The organism is Micromonospora echinofusca (assembly GCF_900091445.1).
Taxonomy (GTDB): domain Bacteria; phylum Actinomycetota; class Actinomycetes; order Mycobacteriales; family Micromonosporaceae; genus Micromonospora; species Micromonospora echinofusca.
Window position 1 is genome coordinate 5,749,146 of record NZ_LT607733.1, and the last position, 19,471, is coordinate 5,768,616.

A 19,471-nucleotide genomic window follows, 5' to 3' on the forward strand; every position below is an offset into this window, starting at 1 on the left:
GATGCTGGACGTGGCGGGACGACGCCTACGCCCACGACGGGCGGACCCGGCGGGGGAACGCCGCCGCCGGTCAGGACCGGCCGGAACTGATCCGGTCGAGGTGGGGCGCGAGCTCGTCGGTGATCAGCAGGTCGCGGCGGATCTCGTCGTGCGGGTAGCCGGCCCGGCCCACCATGTGCGCCGCGACGGGCGCGGTGGCGAGCTGGAAGGCGCCGACGAGGACGAGGGTGGTGATGTCCACGCCGGTACGCAGCCGCAGCGCGCAGCCGAGCAGGACGAGCAGCAGGCCGAGCACCTGGGGCTTGGCCGCCGCGTGCATCCGGGCCAGCAGGTCGGGGAAGCGCAGCAGCGCCGCCCCGGCGGCGACGCAGAGCAGCGCGCCGGCGATCAGGCAGACCGCGGCGGTGACGTCGAGGACGGCGTCGAGCGTCACTTGTCGTTCCTCCGGGCGGCGAAGCGGGCGACGCTGACCGAGCCGACGAACCCGAGGATGGCGAGCACGACCAGTACGGGCAGCGCGGTGGCGTCGCGGCTGTAGGCGGCCTCGGTGGCGATGGCGGCGACCACGACGGCGAGCAGGACGTCGGTGGCGACGGCACGATCGAGGATGGACGGTCCGCGGATGATGCGGACGAGGGTCAGGCCGACGGCCACGGCGAGCAGCGCGGCGACGGTCACGGCGACGACGGTCATCTGGGTGCCCCTTCCAGGTGGGCCGGCTCCGGCGGGCCGGCGGGGTGGGGTTGCGTGACGCGGCTCAGCTCCTCGGGCGAGCCGATGGCGGCGACGATCCGTCCTTCGAGGTCCAGTACGCCCTGCCGGAACCGCTCCACCTCCTCGCGGCTGCGTACGCCGATGATGTGCACGTAGAGGGTGCCGGTCGCCCGGTCGGCCTCGATGATGAGGCTGCCGGGCACCAGCGACAGCGCCTCGGCGGTCAGCGTGAGGTTGAGGTCGGTGTTGACCCGCAGCGGCACGGCGATGATCGCGCTGAGCGGGGGCTGCCCGAACCGCACCGCGAGCCAGGCGATCTGGGCGGAGGCGACCACGAGGTCCCGCAGGAAACGCACCCAGAACCGCGCGAGTGGAAGGGGGCGGATCCGCCCGGCGAAGGTCACCGGCGGCAGCGGGAACACCGCCAGCAGCACGACGGAGAGCACCAGTCCGCTGATCACGTTGGCCCAGGAGAGGGTGCCCCACAGCAGCACCCAGACGCTGGTCAGCCCCGTCACGGCGACGATCCGGTTGCGCCGGCGGGCCTTGCGGGTCAGCGGCGGGTTCGCCGGCGGGGTGGGGGTCGTCGGAGTCGTCCGGTCACTGGTCACGGGGCACCGTCCGGGAACACGGCCTCGACGTACGGGGTCCTGCGCAGCAGGTCGTCGGCGGCGTCGGTGCTGATGTCGAACAGCGGTCCGGCCACCGCCGTCAGCGCCAGGCCCAGCACCACCAGGGCGGCGGTCGACCCGATCATCAGCCGGGGCAGCACGACGCCCGACCCCTCGGGGTCCGGTGCCCGGCGCGGCTGTTCGGCACCGTCGGTACGGGCGGCTCGGACGGCGTCGCCGGCGTCCGGCATGTCCGGGTGCGGGGCCCGCCAGAAGGCGAGGTTCCACACGCGGGCGATGGCGTAGAGGGTCAGCAGGCTGGTGAGCAGCCCGCCGACGACGAGCGTCCACGCCAGCGCGCCGCCGTCGTCCACGCCGGCCTGGACGAGGCCGAGTTTGCCGAGGAAGCCGGAGAACGGTGGGATGCCGGCGAGGTTGAGCGCGGGCACGAAGAACAGCACGGCCAGCAGCGGTGACAGCCGGGCCAGCCCGCCGAGCCGGTCCAGGGCGGTGCTCCCGCCCCGCCGTTCGACGAGGCCGGCGGCGAGGAACAGCGTGGTCTGGATGGTGATGTGGTGCACCACGTAGAAGATCGCCGCGGACAGCCCGAGGGAGGTGCTCAGGCCGACGCCGAAGAGCATGTAGCCGATGTGGCTGATGAGGGTGAACGACAGCAGCCGTTTGACGTCGGACTGGGCGACCGCGCCGAGGATGCCCACCACCATCGTCAGCGCCGCCACCACCAGCAGCAGGTCGGCGGTGCGGCCGCCGGGGAACAGCAGCGTCTCGGTGCGGATGATCGCGTACACGCCGACCTTGGTGAGCAGGCCGGCGAAGACCGCCGTGACGGGGGCCGGGGCGGTCGGGTAGCTGTCCGGCAGCCAGGCCGACAGCGGGAACACGGCCGCCTTGATGCCGAAGGCGAGCAGCAGCATCCCCTGCAACACCAGCCGCAGGTCGTCCGGCAGCGCGTCCAGCCGGTCGACGAGCTGGGCCAGGTTGAGCGTGCCGGTCGCGGCGTAGACCAGGCCGATCGCGACCAGGAAGATCAGCGACGACAGCAGGCTGACCACGACGTACGTGGTGCCGGCCCGGATCCGGGTCTCCGTGCTGCCCAGGGTCAGCAGCACGTAGCTGGCCACCAGCAGGATCTCGAAGCCGACGTAGAGGTTGAACAGGTCGCCGGAGAGGAACGCGTTGCACACGCCGGCGGTCAGCACGAGGTAGGTCGGGTGGTAGACCGACAGCGGCGTCTCCTCGTTGCCGTCGGCCGTGCCCTGCCCGATCGAGTAGACCAGCACGCAGAGTGTGACGGCGGCGGAGACGACGAGCATCAGCGCGGCGAGCTGGTCGGCGACCAGGACGATGCCCAGCGGTGCGACCCAGCCGCCGACCTCGACGACCAGCGGCCCGTCGACGGAGGAACGAATCAGTAGCGTCGCCGCCACGGCGACGGTGGCGGTGAGCACGGTGAGGCTGACCCAGCGCTGGGCGCGGGGCCGGCCGACGAGCAGCAGCGTCAGGGCCGCGCCGAGCAGCGGCATCACCACCGGCAGGGGTACGAGCCAGGTCATCGGCCCCTCCCCGCGTCCCCGGCCGGGCTGGCCGTGGCGTCGTCGGCGGGCACGGTGGCCAGGGCCGGGTCGCCGTCCCCGTCGCCGTCCGCGCCGTCCGCGCCGTCGGTGTCGGCGGTGCCCGGCCCCTCGTCCCGGTCGGCCAGCTCCATGATGCGGCGGTCCTCGACGTCGTCCTGCACCTCGTCGTGCCCGTTGAGGTGCCAGCTCCGGTACGCCAGGGCGAGCAGGAACGCGGTCATGCCGAGGGTGATGACGATCGCGGTCAGCACCATGGCCTGCGGCAGCGGGTCGCTCATGTCCTCCTCGGCGGTGGTGCCGACGATCGGCGGGCCGCCGGCCTTGCCGCCGGTGAGCAGCAGGAGGTTGGCGCCGTTGCCGAGCAGGATGACGCCCATCAGCACCCGGGTGAGGCTGCGTTCCAGCAGCAGCGTCACCCCGGCGGCGAAGAGGACGCCGACCACGAGGACGTAGGTCAGGTTCGGACTCACACCAGCTCCTTCGCCCGGTCGTCGGTCTGTTCGGTCTCGCGTTGGTCGGTCTCCTGCTGGCGGTCCATCTCCGCGCCCAGGCTGCGCAGGATGTCCAGGACCAGGCCGACCACGATGAGGTAGACGCCGACGTCGAAGAAGACCGACGTGACGAAGTGGACGTGGCCGAGGACCGGCACGTGCAGGTCCAGCAGGGCGCTCTGGAGGAACTCCCCGCCCAGCAGCATCGCGGCGACGCCCGTGCCGACCGCGATGAACAGCCCGGCGCCGAGCACCGCGCCGGCGTCCACCGGGGCGGCCCCGTTGAGTTCCGTACGCCCGCCCGCCAGGTAGCGCACGGCCAGCGCGAGCCCGGCGACCAGTCCGGCGGCGAAGCCGCCGCCGGGGGCGTTGTGCCCGGAGAAGAGCAGGTATATCGAGAAGAGCACGATGGCGTGGAACAGCAGCCGGGTGACGACCTGGAGGATGACCGACTGCTGACGGGTGGTGGCGCCGGTGGTCAGCCAGCGGGGCCGCGACGACTCGGTGCGGCCGACGCCGGGGATGCCCCTGCGCAGGTCGAGGTCGCGGGAGTGACGGAAGATGAGGCTGGCCACGCCGGTGGCGGCCACCACGAGCACGGCGATCTCGCCCATGGTGTCCCACGCCCGGATGTCCACCAGGGTCACGTTGACGATGTTCTTGCCGCCGCCGTAGGAGACCGCCTCGTCGGGGAAGTCGACGGAGATGGGGGTGGCGGTCCGCGCTCCCGCCGCCACGTACGCCATGCCGGCGGTGACCATGCCCACGGCGACGCCGAGCGCGACGCGACCGCGCCGGCTGGACCGGATGGGCCGCTCGGAGAACTTGGCGGGGAGGTGGCGCAGGACCAGCACGAACATGACGATCGTGACGGTCTCCACCAGGAACTGGGTCAGGGCCAGGTCCGGGGCGCCGTGCAGGATGAACATCAGCGCGGTGCCGTAGCCGGCGACGCCGACGAGGATCATCGCGGTCAGTCGGCGCCGGGCGCGGGCGGCGGCTACGGCGGCCACGATCACCACCGCGGCGGCGACGGCCTGCAGCGGGGTGTCCCACAGCTCGAACCGCTGCGGCCAGGGCATCCCGGCCAGCAGCGCCCCACCCGGCAAGGTGATCATCACCAGCAGGATGACGCCGAGGTAGAACGGCAGGGAGCCTCGCTGGGTGGAGCCGGTCAGCTCCACCGCCAGCCGGTCCACGCCGCCGATGAGCCGGTGGTAGACCGCCGCCCCGTCGAAGGGCAGCTGGACCGCCGCGCCCAGCCGTCCCCGGTGCCGCAGGGCGAACAGCCCCACGCCGCCGGCGACCGCCAACGCCGACAGGCCCAGCGCCAGGGTCGGCCCGTGCCACAGCGCGAGGTGGTAGCCGGGCTGGGCGCTCGGATACTGGTCCGCGTACGGGGCGAGGACCTTGTCGACGGCGGGCGCGAGGAGCCCCACTGCCAGGCCGGCGGCGGCGAGCACGACGGCCGGCGCGAGGAAGGGCCACCGGACGGGCCGCGCCTGGGTGGCGGGCACGTCGCCTTTGGTGGCGAACGCGCCCCACACGAAGCGCAGGGTGTACGCCACGGTCAGCGCCGAGCCGAGCACCACGCCGGCGAGCACCACCAGGTCGGCGGTGCCACCGTGCAGGAACGCCTCGACGGCCGCCTCCTTCGCGACGAACCCGGCCAGCGGCGGGAGGCCGGCCATGGAGGCCGCCGCGAGGCCGGCGACCGCCGCGAGGGCCGGCGCCCGCCGCCCCAGGCCGCTGAGTTCGCGCAGGTCGCGGGTGCCGGCGACGTGGTCGACGATCCCCACGACGAGGAACAGGGTGGACTTGAACAGCGCGTGGGCCAGCACCATCGCCACGCCGGCCAGCGCGGTGTCGCGGGTGCCCGCGCCGAGGATCACCATCAGCAGGCCGAGCTGGCTGACCGTGCCGTAGGCCAGCAGCAGCTTGAGGTCGGCCTGCCGCAGCGCCGCCCAGCCGCCGAGGAACATGGTGATCAGCCCGCCGGCGAGCAGCACCGGCCGCCAGGGCGAGACCCCCGCCACGGCCGGCCCCATCAGCGCGACGAGGAACACGCCGGCCTTGACCATCGCCGCCGCGTGCAGGTACGCGCTGACCGGGGTGGGCGCGGCCATCGCGCCGGGCAGCCAGAAGCTGAAGGGGAAGATCGCCGACTTGCTCAGCGCGCCGAGCAGGATCAGCACCAGGGCCACGGCCAGGTAGCCGCCGCCGGGCAGGTCGGTGGCGATCTCGGACCAGCGGTACGTGCCGGCGTGCTGGCCGAGCATGACGAACCCGGCGAGCATCGCCAGGCCGCCCAGGGTGGTCACCAGCAGCGCCTGCATGGCGGCCCGCCGGCTGGCGCGTTTGGTGGGGTCGCTGCCGATCAGCAGGTAGGACAGGACGGTCGTCAGTTCCCAGAACACGTAGAGCAGCAGCAGGTCGTCGGAGACCACCAGGCCGAGCATCGCGCCGGCGAAGGCGACGAAGACCGCCGCGAAGCGGCCCAGGCCGGGGTCGTCGGAGCGGAAGTAACGGGCACTGTAGGCGAGCACCAGCGCCCCGACGCCGCCGACGAGCACCACCATCAGCCACGCCAGGGTGCCCATCCGCAGGGCGACCTCCAGGCCGAGCTGGGGAACCCAGGTGACCGTCTCGACGACCGGGGTGCCGGAGCGGACCGTCGCGGTCCGGGTGAGCGCCCAGACCAGGGTCGCTGCGGGGGCCAGGGCCACCAGGTAGAGGGCTCGTCGCCCCCAGATGCGTATCAGTCCCGGGGCGATCACGGCTGCGAGTGCGTGGACCGCCACCAGAACCAGCACATATCCTCCCAGGACCCGACAACCGGTTAGCCAACCCTAACCGGTAAGGGGCGTTAATGCCCACTGCCGATACAGGCCCGGCCACCTGGGGGCGCCGCGCGGACCGTACGACGACGGCTCGTCGATGCCCGGCGGAGAGGTCGTCTGGCGGCCCTGGGGCCCGCGACCGTACGGACCGCGTGGCCGCACGCCCCTGCCGCCCGATCGCCTCCCGCCTATCATGATCGGGAGGCGATCACCCACCCTGCGGATACCTTGGCGGCCTGGTGAGCAGGGCGGACGGCGCACCGCACGGTGCGGTCGATCGAAGATGACGGATGGGCGTGGGGCGATGCGGAGTCAGGCGCTGGTGTCGACCCGGACGGCCATCGCCGGGGCGACGGGCAACGCCGTCGTGATGGGCGTCGCCGGGGTGAGTACGCCGCTGGGCTGGGTGCTCCTCCCCGGGCTGCTCGGCGTCTCCGCCCGTCCCCGGGTGGCCGCGCTGGTCTCCGCCTGGGCAGCCGTCCTGCTGGCGGCGTCCGTGGTGGTGCCCGTCGTACCCGGGCACCGCGCCGACCCGTGGGCGCTCGGCGCCTCGGCGGCGAGCCTGGCCGCCGTACCTTTGCTGGCCTGGGCCAGGCGACGCCGCACGGAGCGCGCGATCGCCCGCGTGCCCGCGCCGCGCGACGTCGCCGTGTTCGCCCTGCCCGCCGGTACGGGACGCGCCGCGCTGGCCGTCTGCCGCTCGCCCGGGGAGGTCGCCGCGGCGGTGCCGCTGCGCCGGGGCGGCCTGCGCGTCCTCGTCGGCGTGGCGCACGGCGCCACCCTGGCCCGCCCCGAGCGCACGCGGGCGCTGGAGTCGGCCTTCCGCCGCGAGGCCCTGCGGCGCGGCCGGTCGCTGCCGGCGATCGCCGGGACCCTCGGCCACCTCGTGCGGGACCTCGCCCCGGGCGGCTACCTCGCCGCCACCCTGGTGGAGGTCTCCCCCGACGGGCGCGTCACCCTGCTGCGCCACGGCGGCCCGGACGTCGCCGTGCGGGCCGGGGAGGCGACCCGCCCCGGGGAACTGCCCGACGCCGGCCCGCTCGGCCTGGTCGAGCCGGGGGCGAGCGCGGCGGGCGCGACCGGTGTGGAGGCGAGCGCGGCGCGGACGAGCGTCGCGGGGCCGCCCGCGGGCGCCCGCCGGTTGGCGGTCGCCCCGGCCGCCGAGGGCGCGGCGTGGCACCGGCTGACCGCCGAGGCGCTGCGGTCACCGCGTGCCGTCGACGCCGTGGTCGCGCTGACCGGCCGCCCCGGCGGCGGTCGCCGCACCGGCCCGGCGCTGGTGCTCGACCTGCCGCCCGAGCGGTCCGCCTGACCGCCGAGCAGGCCCCCGACCGTGCCCGCCGGTCAGCGCTGCCAGCGCACCACGCCGCCGACCACGGTGAGCGCCACCGTCAGGTCCCGTAGCTGCGCCGGCTCGACCTGGTACGGGTCGGTGGGCAGCGCGATGAAGTCCGCGAGCATCCCCGGGGTGAGCCGCCCCTTCAGGTGCTCCTCGTAGGAGGCGTACGCGCCCGCCTCGGTGAAGCAGCGCAGCGCCGTGTCGAGATCCACCCGCTCGTGCGGGTCCACGCCGCCGGGCGGGGTGCCGTCGGGCTGCTGCCGGGTCACCGCGGCGTGGATGCCGAAGAACGGATCCGGGTCCTCCACCGGGGCGTCCGAGCCGAACGCCACCGTCGCGCCGGCGTCCAGCAGGCTCCGCCAGGCGTACGAGGCGAGGTCCCGGCCGGCGAGCATCCGGGTGGTCAGGGGGATGTCGCTGGTGCAGTGGGTGGGCTGCATCGAGGCGATCACGCCCAGCCGGGCGAGCAGCGGCACGTCCGCCGGGCGCAGGTGCTGGGTGTGCTCGATCCGGTGCCGCAGCCGCCGTACCGCCCCGGCGACGGTCGGGTTGGCGCCCGCCGACTCCTGCCAGCGGGCGTACGCGCGCAGCACCATCTCGTTCGCCGCGTCGCCGATGGCGTGCGCCGCGACCGCGATTCCGGCGCCGGCCGCCTTCGCCACCAGCCGCTCGAACTCCTCGGCCGGGGTGACCGCGATGCCGTGGTTGTGCGGCTCACCGTCGTACGGCTCGGTCATCATGCAGGTGTGCGAGCCGAGCGCCCCGTCCGTGAAGATCTTGACCGGGCCGGTGCTCAGCCAGCGGTCCCCGTCGCCGGTCGCCCAGCCCCGGTCGATGACCTCGTCCAACGCGGTCGACGGGATCGACTTGTGCACCCGCAGCGGCAGCTCGCCCCGGGCGTACAGGGTCTCGTAGGCGGCCCGGCAGTCCTGCCCGTCGAGGTCGTGGATGCTGGTGAGGCCGGCGGCGAGCAGCCGGGGCAGGTGGGTACGCAGCTGCGCCACCAGGTCGCCGGCGAGCGAGGAGCGCATGACGTCGTACGCCGCGTCCCCGGCCGCCTCCCGCAGGATGCCGGTCGGCTCGCCACGGTCGTCGCGGACGATCTGCCCGCCGATGGGATCGGGGGTGTCGGCGTCGATGCCGAGCCGCCGGAGGGTGGCGGTGTTGACCCAGGTGGTGTGCCCGTCGATGCTGGGCAGCACGGCGGGCCGGTCCGGGCAGACGCGGTCGAGGTCGGCCCGGGTCGGCTGCACCGGCCGGTCCCACTTGTGGCTGTCCCAGCGCCCGCCGAGCAGCCAGGCGTCGGGCGACAGGGTGGCGGCGTGCCGGGCGATCCGCGTGAGCGCCTCGTCGAGGCTGGTCGTGCCGCGCAGGTCGACCTGCTCCAGGCCGCGCACGTAGAGCGCCGAGTGCAGGTGGCTGTCGATCAGCCCGGGCAGCACGGTCATGCCGGCGAGGTCGACCCGGCGTGCGCCGGCGCCGGCGCGGTCGCGGCACTCGTCGAGGTCCCCGACGGCGACGATGCGCTCACCGCGTACCAGCATCGCCTCGGCGTGCGGACGGGCGGGGTCGAGCGTGTGGATCCGGGCGTTCTCGAAAACCGTACCGGTCATGGGCTGCCTGCTTCGACGGTCGGGCGGGGCCGTCCATGCTAGACAGCTCGCGGCCCCGGGCCCAGGGGCACCCGGGACGCGCGGTGGCCGGAACGGGCCCGCCCGGAACCGCTTGCGGTACGCTACCGGACAGTCACTACTACGACCTGTCGTGGTTGTCGTCGGGCATCCCCTCCGGCGGCCCGACACGGAGGTGCCGGATGGCTGACGACGCGGAGCTGACCGCGTGGGCGCTGGCCGCCGGCCGGGGTGACCGCAGCGCCGCCACCTGCCTCGTCCGGGCGACGCAGCAGCAGGTCCGGCGCTTCCTCGCCGCGCTGGTCTCGCCCCGCGAGGCCGACGACCTGACCCAGGAGACCTTCCTGCGGGCGGTGCGGTCGTTGCCGTCGTTCGCCGGACGCTCCTCGACGCGGACGTGGCTGCTCGCCATCGCCCGCCGGGTCGCGGCGGACCACGTCCGCACCCTGACCTCCCGGCCGCGCACGGTGCCGATGCCGGACGGCTACGACGCCCCCGATCCGGCGCACAGCGGCTTCGACCGGCAGGTCGTGCTCGAACGCCTCGTCGCGGCGCTGCCCAGGGACCGGCGGGAGGCGTTCGTCGCGACCCAGGTGCTCGGCCTGTCGTACGCCGAGGCGGCGCAGGTGTGCGGCTGCCCGGTGGGCACCATCCGCTCCCGGGTGGCCCGGGCCCGCGAGGATCTGGTCGCCGCCGTGCGCAGCTGGTCCGAGTCGGACGCGCGCCGTGGCGGCGACGCCACCGGCTGAGCCGCGTTCCCCGCGCTGACCTGCGGGAAGAGCATGGTCCGCAAAACTGCGCGGGAACCAACCGCGCCCGCGGGCCGACTACCGGTACATGGGGTGTGAGCAGTGGCGTGAGGTGCTGTCGGCGCAGTTGGACGGGGAGGAGACCGCCGCCGAGCGGACGGCGGTGGCGGACCACCTGGCCGGCTGCGACGGTTGCCGGCGCTGGTACGACCAGGCCACGGCGGTGAGCCGCCGGGCGCGGCTCTCGATCGCCGTCGCCGGTGACGACCTCACCGACGCCATCCTCGCCGCGCTGCCCACGCCGCCCCCGCGCCGGCTGCGGGTGCGGTTCGTGTTCACCCTGCGGGCGGTCCTGGGTCTGGTCGGGGCGCTGCAACTCGTGCTGGGCCTGGCGCAGATCGGGCGCGGCACGGCGGGCGCGCACGCGCACGCGACGGCCGGCGGGTTGATGTCGGGGCACCTGTGGCACGAGTCGGCGGCGTGGAACGTCGCCGTGGGCGCCGGCTTCCTGTTCGTCGCGGCCCGGCGCACCCCGCCGACGGGGCTGGTGCCGATGCTGAGCGCCTTCGTCGGCGTACTGGCGTTGCTGTCGGTCAACGACCTGCTGGCCGGGTGGGTGGACACCACCCGGCTGGTCAGCCACGGCTTCCTGCTCGCGGGCTACCTCATCGTCGTGGCCCTGTCCCGCCCGGGGCTGCGCCCCGACGGCCCGGTCCGGCGCGGCCGTCCGGACGAACCCCGCTGGAGCCTGCCCGCCGACGAGCTCACGGAGTCGCCGGGGCTGCGGCTGCTCCCGTCGCCGCATCCCGGCTCCGCGCGGATCTCCGACCGCCGCGCCGCCTGAACCGGTCCGCGGAACGGAAGCACCCGTCCGGGTCGGAACTTCCCCGCCCCGCCGGCCGACCAACCGGACGTCGTACGACCAACCGAAGGGACCTGTCCGATGCGCCCGACCCTGTCCACCGGTCCGCGCCGCCGCGCGACCGCGCTCCTCGCCACCGCCGCCCTGCTCGCCGGCGGGGCGGCCGGCTGCGGGTCGTGGGACGGCTCCCCGTCCGCCGCACCGAGCCCGTCGGTGACGCTCGACGCCGGGGCGTCGGCGAGCGCCCCGGCGGGAGTGCTCGGCGTCCGGGACCCGTGGGTCAAGGCCGCCGACGCGGGGATGACCGCCGCGTTCGGCACGCTGGTCAACGACGGCGACACCGACGTGACCGTCACGGGCGCCACCACCGACGTGTCGCCGGTGGAGGTGCACGAGATGGCCATGCGGGACGGGCGGATGGTGATGCGGGCCAAGCAGGGCGGCATCGTGGTCAGGGCGGAGAGCTCGCACGCGCTGGAGCCGGGCGGCGACCACCTGATGCTGATGGACCTGCGGAAGCCGGTGCGCGCCGGCGACCAGGTGAGCTTCACGCTGACGTTCGCCGGCGGCCGCACCCAGACGTTCACGGCGGTGGCCAAGCCGTTCACCGGCGCGCAGGAGAGCTACGCCCCCGGTCACGGCGCCCCGGGGGCGAGTGCGGGCCCGGCGTCGTGACGGGTCCGTCGACCGCGCGGCCGGTGAGCAGACGCGGCCTGCTCACCGGCGGGGCCCTGGCGGCCGGCGGGTCCCTCGCCGTCGCCGCCGTGCTCGCCGCCGCCCGTTCCGGCGAGCCGGGGGTACGAACCGGGGAGCCGGTCGCGGCGGCCCGGATCGGCGAGGCGATCGAGCCGTTCCACGGTCCCCGGCAGGCCGGCGTCGCCACCGAACCGCAGGCGTACGCGGCGTTCGTCGCGCTCACCCTGCGGCCGGGCACCGACCGGGCGGCGCTGGGGCGGATGCTGCGCCTGCTCACCGACGACGCCGCCCGCCTCACCCGGGGCCGCCCCGCCCTCGCCGACACCGAGCCCGAACTCGGGTTGCTGCCCGCCCGGCTGACCGTCACCTTCGGCTTCGGTCCCGGCCTGTACGCCGCCGCCGGGCTCGACGAGCGTCGGCCGGCGTCCGTGGCCGCCCTGCCGTCGTTCCGCGTCGACCGGCTCCAGCCCCGCTGGTCCGGCGGCGACCTGCTGCTCCAGATCTGCGCCGACGACCCGCTCACCGTCGCCCACGCCCAGCGGGTCCTGGTCAAGGACAGTCGGCCCTTCGCGACCGTGCGGTGGGTGCAGCAGGGCTTCCGGCGCGGCGCCGGTGTCGAACCGGGCGGGCGTACCCAGCGCAACCTGTTCGGTCAGCTCGACGGCACCGCCAACCCGAGGCCGGGCGGCCCGCTGGAGACCGCCGTGTGGGTGCCCGACGGGCCGGCGTGGCTACGCGAGAGCACCACCCTGGTCGTCCGCCGGATCAGCATGAACCTGGAGACCTGGGACCTGCTCGGCCGCACCGACCGGGAACTGGCCGTCGGCCGCCGCCTCGACACCGGCGCCCCACTCACCGGCGCCGCCGAGCACGACGTGCCCGACTTCGCCGCCACCGGCCCCGACGGGCTGACCGTCATCCCCGACTTCTCCCACCTCACCCGCGCCCACGTCGGCGACGACCGGCTGAAGATCCTGCGCCGCCCCTACAACTACGACGGGGTACCCACCGCCGAGGGGCACGCCGACAGCGGCCTGATCTTCGCCTCGTACCAGGCCGACGTCGCCCGCCAGTTCCTTCCCATCCAGCGGCGCCTCGCCGAGCGGGACCTGCTCAACGAGTGGACCACCCCGATCGGCTCCGCCGTCTTCGCCGTACCGCCCGGCTGCCCCGAGGGCGGCTGGATCGGCCAACAACTGCTCGGCTGACCACCACCCACGAGGAGAAGCACCAGACATGCACACCCGGCCCCGCCGCCCGACCCTCGTCGCCGCCGCGCTGGTCGCAGCCGCGCTGCTGCTCGTACCGGCCGCCCCGGCCGCCGCGCACAACACGCTGCGGGCAGCCAGCCCCGCCGACGGCGACCGCCTGGCGACGCCGCCGACGCGGGTCACGCTGGAGTTCACACAGCGGCTCGACCCCACCTTCACCACCATCGCGCTGTCCGACGCCGCCCGGCGGAAGATCCCCACCGGGGCGCCGGCCGTCGACGGCACGAAGGGCACGGTGACGGTCGACGAGACGCTGGGCGAGGGCACCTACACCGTCGCCTACCGGATCGTCTCCGCCGACGGGCATCCCGTGCAGGGGTCGTACACCTTCACCGTCGCCGCTGGCGGCGACACCGCCGGCGGCCCGACCGCCGCACCGGCCGCCGCGCCACCTGCCGCCGGATCCGCCGCCGCCGCGACCGGCCCCGCCGCCGCGACCGGCTCCGACGGTTCCGGTACGGGCGTCGTCGCGCTGGTGGCCGCCGGGGGCCTGGTCGCCGTCCTCGGCGGGGTCGCGCTGCTGCTGCGGCGCCGCCGGACCCGCTGACCGGCGGCACTCCCCGACCCTGACACTCCGGGGCAGCGCCGCGTGACGCCGGGCGCCGCCTCCTTCCGCACACCATAGGGACACCGACGTGCCAGACACCACCTTCCGCCCCGCCCAGCCCGCCCGGGTCCGGGGCACCGACCGCGTAGCGGGCGACGCCGGGGCGGTCGCCCGCCCGCCTGGCACCCGCGGCCGAGGCCGTGGCGGGTGGCTCGTGCCCGTCGCGGCCGTGGCGTCGGCGGTGGCCGTGCTCCTGCTCGGGCTGCGGGCCGGCGACGCGCTCGCGGTCGCGATCCCCGGGCTGCCGGATCCGGGGCCCGTCACGGCGTGGGCGCTGCCCGTGGTCCGGCTGCTCGCCGACACCCTCGCCACCCTGACGGTCGGGATGCTGGTGACGGCGGCCTTCCTGCTGCCGGGCGACGGGCGCAGCGTCTCGGCGTACGGCTGGCTGCTGCTGCGTCGCGCGGGCGCGGCGGCTGCGGGCTGGGCGGTGGCCTCGGTGGCGCTGATCGTGCTGACGGTCTCGGACCTGCTCGGCGTCCCCGTGGACCGCCTCGGCGTCGCCACCGTGGTCAGCTTCGCCACCTCGATCTCGCAGGGGCAGGCGCTGCTGCTCCAGGCGGGGCTGGCGCTGGCGGTGGCGGTGCTGGCCCGGGCGGGCCTCTCGCGCGGGCTCGCCGCCGCGACGGCGTTGATCGCGCTGGTCGGGGTGCTGCCGCCCGCGTTCACCGGGCACGCCGCCGGGGCCGGCAACCACCAGATCGCGGTCTCCAGCCTCGCCCTGCACGTGCTGGCCGCCGCCCTCTGGGTCGGTGGGCTGGTGGCGCTGCTGATGGTGCGGCGCAGCCGGCAGCTCGCCGACGCCGCCGACCGGTACGGCCGCCTCGCCCTGGGCTGCTTCGTGGCCGTCGCGGTGAGCGGGTCGGCCAACGCCGCCGTACGCCTCGGCGACGTGGACCAGCTCTGGCAGTCCCGGTACGGCTGGCTGGTCCTCGGCAAGCTCGCCGCCCTGGCGGTCCTGGGCACCCTCGGCGCGTGGCACCGGTCGCGGACCCTGCCGGCCCTGCGCGCGGGTCGGCGGGGCGCGTTCGCCCGGCTGGCCGCCGGTGAGGTGGTCGTGTTCGCCGCCACCGTCGGGCTGGCCGTGGCGCTGTCACGCAGTCCCACCCCGGTGACGCAGGACCCCCTCGACGCCGACCCGATCACCGAGCTGCTGGGCTTCCCGATGCCCGCCGCGCCGACCCCGGAGCGCCTGCTGGGTCAGCCGCTGCCGGACATGTTCTTCCTGACCCTCACCGTGCTCGGCGTCGGCGGCTACCTGGCCGGGGTGTGGCGGCTGCACCGGGCCGGGCACCGCTGGCCGCCCGCCCGTACGGCGAGCTGGCTGGCGGGGGTGCTGCTGCTGGCCGCCGTCACCAACCTGGGCGTGGCCCGCTACGCGTACGTGCTGTTCAGCGCCCACATGGTGCAGCACATGGTGCTGTCGATGCTGGTGCCGATCCTGCTCGTCGGCGGCGCCCCGGTCACCCTCGCGCTGCGCGCCCTGCGTCGCCCCACCGACCCGCAGGTCCGCGGCGTCCGGGAGTGGCTGCTGCTGGCGCTGCACAGCCGGCCCGCGAAGCTGCTCACCCATCCCCTGGTCGCGTTGGGCATCTACGCGGGCAGCCTCTTCGGCCTCTACCTCAGCGACCTGCTCGGCACGCTGATGCGCTCCCACCTCGGGCACCTGGCCATGCTCACGCACTTCGTGCTCGCCGGGTACCTGCTGTTCTGGGTGCTCATCGGGGTCGATCCGGGCCGACCGAGGCTCGCCCACCCGCTCCTGGTGATCATCCACCTCGCGTCGATGATGGCGCACGGCTTCTTCGGCCTCGTACTGATGCAGACCACCACCCTCATCGCCCCGGACTGGTACGTCGCCGTCCACCCCGACTGGGCGTCGTCGCTCATGGAGGACCAGCGGCTGGGCGCGGGCATCGCCTGGGCGTTCGGGGAGATCCCCGCCGCGGTCGTGCTGGTGGTGCTGGTCCGCCAGTGGGTCCGCGCCGACCGGCGGGAACAGGACCGCCTGGACCGGGCCGCCGCCCGGGCCGACGCCAGCGGCGAGCCGGACGACCTGGCCCGCTACAACGCCTTCCTCGCCGCCGCCGGCCGAGCCGGATCCGCCGGTCCTGATGGTTCCGCCGGTCCCGCCGCCCCTGGTGGTTCCGCCGGTCCCGGCGACGGTCGGGCCGGCGCGCGGGGGGCCGGCTGAGGGCGCCTCAGCCGGACGCCGGTCAGGGCGCGGGCGGGTGGTAGGTGATGGCGGGCCGGCCGGTGGCCGGGTGCGCCGCGACGTCGGCCCGTACCCCGTAGACGTCGGCGAGCAGCCCGGGGGTGAGGACCTCGGCGGGCGTACCGGCGGCGACGACCCGCCCGGCGGCCAGGACGACCACCGCGTCGCAGAACATGGCGGCCAGGTTGAGGTCGTGCAGCGCCGCCAGCGTGGTGACCCCCGAGCGGCGGACCAGGTGCAGCAGGTGCAACTGGTGGCCGATGTCGAGGTGGTTGGTGGGCTCGTCGAGCAACAGCAGCAGCGGTTGCTGGGCCAGGGCACGGGCCAACTGCACCCGCTGCCGCTCCCCGCCGGAGAGGGTGTGCCAGCGGCGGTCGGCGTACCCGGCGAGGTCCACCCGGGCCAGCGCGTCCGCCGCAGCGGCGCGGTCGGCGGCGCTGTCGGACCAGCGCGAGCCACGGTGGGGCGTACGACCGAGCAGCACCACCTCGCCGACGGTGAGGTCCAGGTCCGTGTCGGCGTGCTGGGCGAGCAGCGCGGCACGGCGGGCCAGCGTGACCCGGGGCAGGGTGGCGACGTCGTCGCCGCCGACCGTGACCAGCCCGGCATCCGGCGCGGCGAGCCGGGCGACGACACGCAGCAGGGTGGTCTTGCCGCAGCCGTTGGGGCCGAGCAGCCCGACGAGGCTGCCCGCCGGCACCACGCAGGTGACGTCGTCGAGGATCCGCCGGGCCGCGGCGGACCAGGACACGCCGGTGACGGCGAGCATCAGCCACGCACCTTCCGGCGGTGCAGCAGCACCACGAAGGCGGGCACCCCGAGCAGCGCCGTCAGCACGCCGACCGGCAGTTCCCGGGGCGCGAACAGGGTCCGCGCGGCGGTGTCCACCCAGACCAGGAAGATCGCCCCGGCGAGGACGGCGACGGGCAGCAGGCGCCGGTGGTCCGCCCCGGTCAGGAACCGGGCGGCGTGCGGCAGGATCAGCCCGACGAAGCCCACCGCGCCACTGACGGCGACCAGCGACGCGGTGAGCAGCGCGGTGGCGACCAGCAGCAGCCACCGCACCCGGGCGACGGGGACGCCGAGGGTCGCCGCGGCGTCCTCGCCGAAGGCGAACGCGTTGAGCGTGCGGGCGTACGCCGCCATCAGGGCGAGCACGGCGGCCAGGACCGGCGCGGCCCAGGCCAGGGCGGCCCAGTCGACGCGGGCCAGCGAGCCGGAGAGCCAGAAGGTGATGCTCTGGGTGGCGTGCGGGTCGGCGACCCAGATGATGACGAACGAGGTCGCCGCACCGCAGAGCTGCGCGACGGCCACGCCGGCCAGCACCACCCGGGTGGGGGCCAGCACGGCCCGCCGGCCGGCCACCGCGGCCACCACCGCGAACGCGGCCAGTGCCCCGGCGAAGGCGCCCCCGGTGAGCGCGGCGGCCCCGCCGCCGAAGCCCAGGACGAGCACCGCGACCGCGCCGAGCGACGCCCCGGAGGAGACCCCGAGCAGGTACGGGTCGGCCAGCGGGTTGCGGGTGACGGTCTGCATGACCGCGCCGACGGCCGCCAACCCGCCCCCCACCGCCGCGGCCCCGAGCACCCGGGGCAGGCGCAGCCGCCAGACGATGTGCTCGCGCAGCAGGGGCACCTCGGCGTGCGGGAGCCCCAGGCGGTCGGCCACGACCGACCAGACGGTCGACACGGGGATGTCGGCGGGCCCGATGGTGACGGCCACGCCGATCGACACGACCAGGCCCGCCAGCAGGGCCACCAGCAGCACCGCCAGGCCGACCGGGTGCGCCGCGCGGAACCCGGCGTGACGCACGGTTCCGGGGCCGGCGGGCCGGGTCGGGTCGGCGGCCGTGCGGCGGACCACGGCGGTCAGCGGTCCGCCCCGGCGGGGAGCTGCGCCACGCCCGCGGCGAGCGCCTCGACGCCGAGCACGACGCGTACCCCGGCGGAGGTGGACGAGAACGGGATGACGACGAAGCGTTGCCCGGCCACGGCGGGCAGGTCCTTCAGGCTGGGGTGCCGGGTCAGGAATGTCCGCTTCGCGGCGGCCGGGTCCCAGCCCGCGTCGACCAGCACGATCGCGTGGGGATCGCGGTCCACGACCGCCTCCCAACTGGTGTCGGCCCAGCCGCCGGTGAGGTCGCCGAACGCGTTGCGCACCCCGACCGCCGACATGATCATGTTTGGGCCGCCGCAGCAGGCCCCGACGCTCGGGGCGTCGGTGCCGGCGTCCCACCAGAGCACGGAGACGTCCCGCGCGCCGCCGATCCGGGCGGCGGCCGTGGCGATCCGGGAGCGCTGGTCGGCGATGAGCTTCTCGGCCCGCTCCGGCACCCCGAAGACGGCCGCCACGTCCCGGATCTCGGCGAACACGTCCTCGACGGTCAGCCTCGCCGGCCGGTGCTGCTTCGGGCATCCGGCCGGCGAGAGGTACGTGCCGACGCCGAGCCCCGCCAGCGCGGCGCGGTCGCCGACGCCCTCGTCGCCGAAGGCACTGTGGAACGAGGCGTAGACGAAGTCGGGCGCCGCCTCCAGCAGCTTCTCCTTCGCCGGGTACCTGTCCGACAGCACCGGCACGGCGGCGTACGCGGCGGCGTGCTCGGGCAGGATCGCGTCGTCCAGGTACGCCGTGCCGGCCATGCGGTCGGCGAGGCCGAGGGCCAGCATGATCTCGGTGGCGGGCTGGTTGAGGGTGACCGCCCGCTCGGGCGGGGCGGCGACGGTGACCGGCGTACCGCAGTTGGTCAGCGTGACCGGGGCGGCGGCCGGCGGCGGCGCCGTGGCCGGGTCGTCCGTGGCGCAGGCGCCGAGCAGGACGACGAGGACGGACATGGGCGCAACGCGCCGGGACAGGGTGGACCGCACTGCGCGCACGCGCATCGGGACCGCCTTCCAACACCTCGTGGACGGGTCATCGCAGTGCCGTGGCCGGTCTCCTGGCTGACGGGAAATGCGTCCGTGGCCGGCCTTCCCAGGCTTGACGCCCAGTGACCTCTTACGACGAGGGCCGCGAACTTCCCGATCACAGTGGCGAGGGCCGCACCGGTCTTCCACCGGCTTCCCGAACACCACGGCAGCGTCACCCTAGCCGCCGGCCGCCCCGGAAGTCACGGTGACGAACACCATCAGGGACGGTCGCGCCGAAGGCGGCCGGCGGGACGGCCGGTCGGGGCTACGCGGCGGCCGGCAGGTCGACCACGCGGGTCGCCCAGCGGGCCATCAGCGCCGGGTCGTGGGTGATGAGCAGGACCCCGGCGGCGTGCTGCCGCTGGTAGTCGGTGATGACGGCCGCGAGGTGCGCCTGGGTGGAGGCGTCGAGCATGGCGGTGGCCTCGTCGCAGAGCAGGTAGTCGGGCCGGTGCACGAGCGCGCGGGCGAGGCAGGCGCGTTGCAGCTGCCCGTCGCTGACCGCGTGCGGGCGGCGGGCGAGCAGGTCGGGCGTGAGGCCGACGAGGTCGGCCAGCTCCGCCGCCCGGGCCCGCGCCTGCTCGTCGGGGGTGCCGGTGGCGCGCAGCGGCTCGGCGATGATGTCGGCGAGGCCCAGCCGGGGGTCGGTGGCCGCGCGAGGGCTCTGGAACAGGATCGCGACGCGCGTACGGACGGCGGCGGGCAGCCGGTGCCGGGCCCCCGCCACCCGGTGGCCGTCGAGGGTGACGTGCCCGGCCTCGGGGGCGTGCAGCAGGGCGAGCACCCGGGCGAGGGTGGACTTGCCGCTGCCCGAGGGCCCGCGCAACCCGACCGTCTCACCGGGGGCGACGCGCAGGTCGACGCCGTCGAGGACGCGCCGGCCGCCGTAGGAGACGGCGACCCCGTGGGCCGCGAGCGCGGTGCTGGTCATGCCGGCGCTCCGG

At 75.5% G+C, this 19,471-nt stretch carries 18 protein-coding genes and 1 riboswitch; of the genes, 7 read left to right on the forward strand and 11 right to left on the reverse strand.

Annotated features, from left to right (window positions below):
* Nucleotides 1-70: 70 nt before the first annotated feature.
* From mnhG to GA0070610_RS24630, 6 genes are read right to left on the reverse strand one after another with little or no spacing between them, the layout of a single operon-like run.
* Nucleotides 71-433: a monovalent cation/H(+) antiporter subunit G gene (mnhG, locus tag GA0070610_RS24605; protein WP_089002240.1), complete on the reverse strand. Its 363-nt coding sequence runs from the start codon at nucleotides 431-433 to the stop codon at nucleotides 71-73.
* Entirely contained in the window at nucleotides 430-693 is a 264-nt protein-coding gene (locus GA0070610_RS24610) for a monovalent cation/H+ antiporter complex subunit F (protein ID WP_089002241.1), read from the reverse strand. Before GA0070610_RS24610 ends, mnhG begins: the two co-directional genes overlap by 4 nt.
* The gene (locus GA0070610_RS24615) at nucleotides 690-1,325 is read right to left on the reverse strand and encodes a Na+/H+ antiporter subunit E (RefSeq protein WP_089002242.1); all 636 of its coding nucleotides are present in this window, start codon (nucleotides 1,323-1,325) and stop codon (nucleotides 690-692) included. Before GA0070610_RS24615 ends, GA0070610_RS24610 begins: the two co-directional genes overlap by 4 nt.
* Nucleotides 1,322-2,899 (reverse strand): Na+/H+ antiporter subunit D, encoded by a 1,578-nt coding sequence (locus tag GA0070610_RS24620; RefSeq protein WP_089002243.1) that lies wholly within the window; start codon nucleotides 2,897-2,899, stop codon nucleotides 1,322-1,324. The genes GA0070610_RS24615 and GA0070610_RS24620 overlap by 4 nt, the downstream gene beginning before the upstream one ends.
* Nucleotides 2,896-3,390 carry a Na(+)/H(+) antiporter subunit C gene (locus tag GA0070610_RS24625; protein WP_231925798.1) on the reverse strand — a complete coding sequence of 165 codons (495 nt, stop codon included), beginning with the start codon at nucleotides 3,388-3,390 and terminating at the stop codon, nucleotides 2,896-2,898. The genes GA0070610_RS24620 and GA0070610_RS24625 overlap by 4 nt, the downstream gene beginning before the upstream one ends.
* A complete protein-coding gene (locus tag GA0070610_RS24630; RefSeq protein ID WP_089002244.1) occupies nucleotides 3,387-6,224 on the reverse strand; it encodes a Na+/H+ antiporter subunit A in 2,838 nt (945 codons plus the stop codon). The genes GA0070610_RS24625 and GA0070610_RS24630 overlap by 4 nt, the downstream gene beginning before the upstream one ends.
* 331 nt (nucleotides 6,225-6,555) lie before the next feature.
* Between GA0070610_RS24630 and GA0070610_RS24635 the strand changes: the two genes are divergently transcribed.
* On the forward strand, nucleotides 6,556-7,563 hold the full coding sequence (locus tag GA0070610_RS24635) for a hypothetical protein (RefSeq protein WP_089002245.1): 1,008 nt from the start codon (nucleotides 6,556-6,558) through the stop codon (nucleotides 7,561-7,563).
* A 32-nt stretch (nucleotides 7,564-7,595) separates the two neighbouring features.
* Here the strand turns inward: GA0070610_RS24635 and GA0070610_RS24640 are convergent, their stop codons facing one another.
* The gene (locus GA0070610_RS24640) at nucleotides 7,596-9,203 is read right to left on the reverse strand and encodes an amidohydrolase (protein WP_089002246.1); all 1,608 of its coding nucleotides are present in this window, start codon (nucleotides 9,201-9,203) and stop codon (nucleotides 7,596-7,598) included.
* 200 nt (nucleotides 9,204-9,403) lie between these two features.
* Here GA0070610_RS24640 and GA0070610_RS24645 point away from each other — a divergent pair, with 200 nt between their 5' ends.
* From GA0070610_RS24645 to GA0070610_RS24670, 6 genes are all read left to right on the forward strand, one after another.
* Entirely contained in the window at nucleotides 9,404-9,970 is a 567-nt protein-coding gene (locus GA0070610_RS24645; protein ID WP_089002247.1) for a sigma-70 family RNA polymerase sigma factor, read from the forward strand.
* 88 nt (nucleotides 9,971-10,058) lie between these two features.
* Nucleotides 10,059-10,814 (forward strand): zf-HC2 domain-containing protein, encoded by a 756-nt coding sequence (locus GA0070610_RS24650; protein WP_089002248.1) that lies wholly within the window; start codon nucleotides 10,059-10,061, stop codon nucleotides 10,812-10,814.
* A gap of 99 nt (nucleotides 10,815-10,913) precedes the next feature.
* Nucleotides 10,914-11,507 carry a copper chaperone PCu(A)C gene (locus GA0070610_RS24655; protein ID WP_089002249.1) on the forward strand — a complete coding sequence of 198 codons (594 nt, stop codon included), beginning with the start codon at nucleotides 10,914-10,916 and terminating at the stop codon, nucleotides 11,505-11,507.
* Between the two features lie 23 nt (nucleotides 11,508-11,530).
* Entirely contained in the window at nucleotides 11,531-12,736 is a 1,206-nt protein-coding gene (locus GA0070610_RS24660; RefSeq protein WP_392567270.1) for a Dyp-type peroxidase, read from the forward strand.
* A 28-nt stretch (nucleotides 12,737-12,764) separates the two neighbouring features.
* Complete coding sequence (locus GA0070610_RS24665; protein WP_089002251.1) at nucleotides 12,765-13,346, forward strand: copper resistance CopC family protein; 582 nt, start codon at nucleotides 12,765-12,767, stop codon at nucleotides 13,344-13,346.
* A gap of 88 nt (nucleotides 13,347-13,434) precedes the next feature.
* Nucleotides 13,435-15,600, forward strand: a complete 2,166-nt coding sequence (locus GA0070610_RS24670; RefSeq protein WP_331716477.1) for a bifunctional copper resistance protein CopD/cytochrome c oxidase assembly protein — start codon at nucleotides 13,435-13,437, stop codon at nucleotides 15,598-15,600.
* A gap of 22 nt (nucleotides 15,601-15,622) precedes the next feature.
* Here GA0070610_RS24670 and GA0070610_RS24675 read toward each other — a convergent pair whose 3' ends face one another.
* The 4 genes from GA0070610_RS24675 to GA0070610_RS24690 form a co-directional block, all read right to left on the reverse strand.
* Nucleotides 15,623-16,390 (reverse strand): ABC transporter ATP-binding protein, encoded by a 768-nt coding sequence (locus GA0070610_RS24675; protein WP_089002252.1) that lies wholly within the window; start codon nucleotides 16,388-16,390, stop codon nucleotides 15,623-15,625.
* Nucleotides 16,390-17,484, reverse strand: coding sequence for a FecCD family ABC transporter permease (locus GA0070610_RS31255; protein ID WP_231925799.1), 1,095 nt, complete (start codon nucleotides 17,482-17,484; stop codon nucleotides 16,390-16,392). The genes GA0070610_RS24675 and GA0070610_RS31255 overlap by 1 nt, the downstream gene beginning before the upstream one ends.
* A 5-nt stretch (nucleotides 17,485-17,489) precedes the next feature.
* Complete coding sequence (locus tag GA0070610_RS31260; protein ID WP_089002253.1) at nucleotides 17,490-18,500, reverse strand: ABC transporter substrate-binding protein; 1,011 nt, start codon at nucleotides 18,498-18,500, stop codon at nucleotides 17,490-17,492.
* Between the two features lie 29 nt (nucleotides 18,501-18,529).
* A riboswitch (cobalamin riboswitch) is annotated at nucleotides 18,530-18,708 on the reverse strand.
* An 84-nt stretch (nucleotides 18,709-18,792) separates the two neighbouring features.
* Entirely contained in the window at nucleotides 18,793-19,458 is a 666-nt protein-coding gene (locus tag GA0070610_RS24690) for an ABC transporter ATP-binding protein (protein WP_089002254.1), read from the reverse strand.
* Nucleotides 19,459-19,471: the final 13 nt, after the last annotated feature.

Excerpts from the sequence above, each read along its gene's own strand:
- GA0070610_RS24690 (WP_089002254.1), bottom strand. The coding sequence starts at position 19,458 with ATGACCAGCACCGCGCTCGCGGCCCACGGGGTCGCCGTCTCCTACGGC.
- GA0070610_RS24620 (WP_089002243.1), bottom strand. The coding sequence starts at position 2,899 with ATGACCTGGCTCGTACCCCTGCCGGTGGTGATGCCGCTGCTCGGCGCG.
- GA0070610_RS24635 (WP_089002245.1), top strand. The coding sequence starts at position 6,556 with ATGCGGAGTCAGGCGCTGGTGTCGACCCGGACGGCCATCGCCGGGGCG.
- GA0070610_RS24655 (WP_089002249.1), top strand. The coding sequence starts at position 10,914 with ATGCGCCCGACCCTGTCCACCGGTCCGCGCCGCCGCGCGACCGCGCTC.
- GA0070610_RS24610 (WP_089002241.1), bottom strand. The coding sequence starts at position 693 with ATGACCGTCGTCGCCGTGACCGTCGCCGCGCTGCTCGCCGTGGCCGTC.
- GA0070610_RS24675 (WP_089002252.1), bottom strand. The coding sequence starts at position 16,390 with ATGCTCGCCGTCACCGGCGTGTCCTGGTCCGCCGCGGCCCGGCGGATC.
- GA0070610_RS24650 (WP_089002248.1), top strand. The coding sequence starts at position 10,059 with ATGGGGTGTGAGCAGTGGCGTGAGGTGCTGTCGGCGCAGTTGGACGGG.
- GA0070610_RS24640 (WP_089002246.1), bottom strand. The coding sequence starts at position 9,203 with ATGACCGGTACGGTTTTCGAGAACGCCCGGATCCACACGCTCGACCCC.
- GA0070610_RS31260 (WP_089002253.1), bottom strand. The coding sequence starts at position 18,500 with ATGCGCGTGCGCGCAGTGCGGTCCACCCTGTCCCGGCGCGTTGCGCCC.
- GA0070610_RS24645 (WP_089002247.1), top strand. The coding sequence starts at position 9,404 with ATGGCTGACGACGCGGAGCTGACCGCGTGGGCGCTGGCCGCCGGCCGG.
- GA0070610_RS24665 (WP_089002251.1), top strand. The coding sequence starts at position 12,765 with ATGCACACCCGGCCCCGCCGCCCGACCCTCGTCGCCGCCGCGCTGGTC.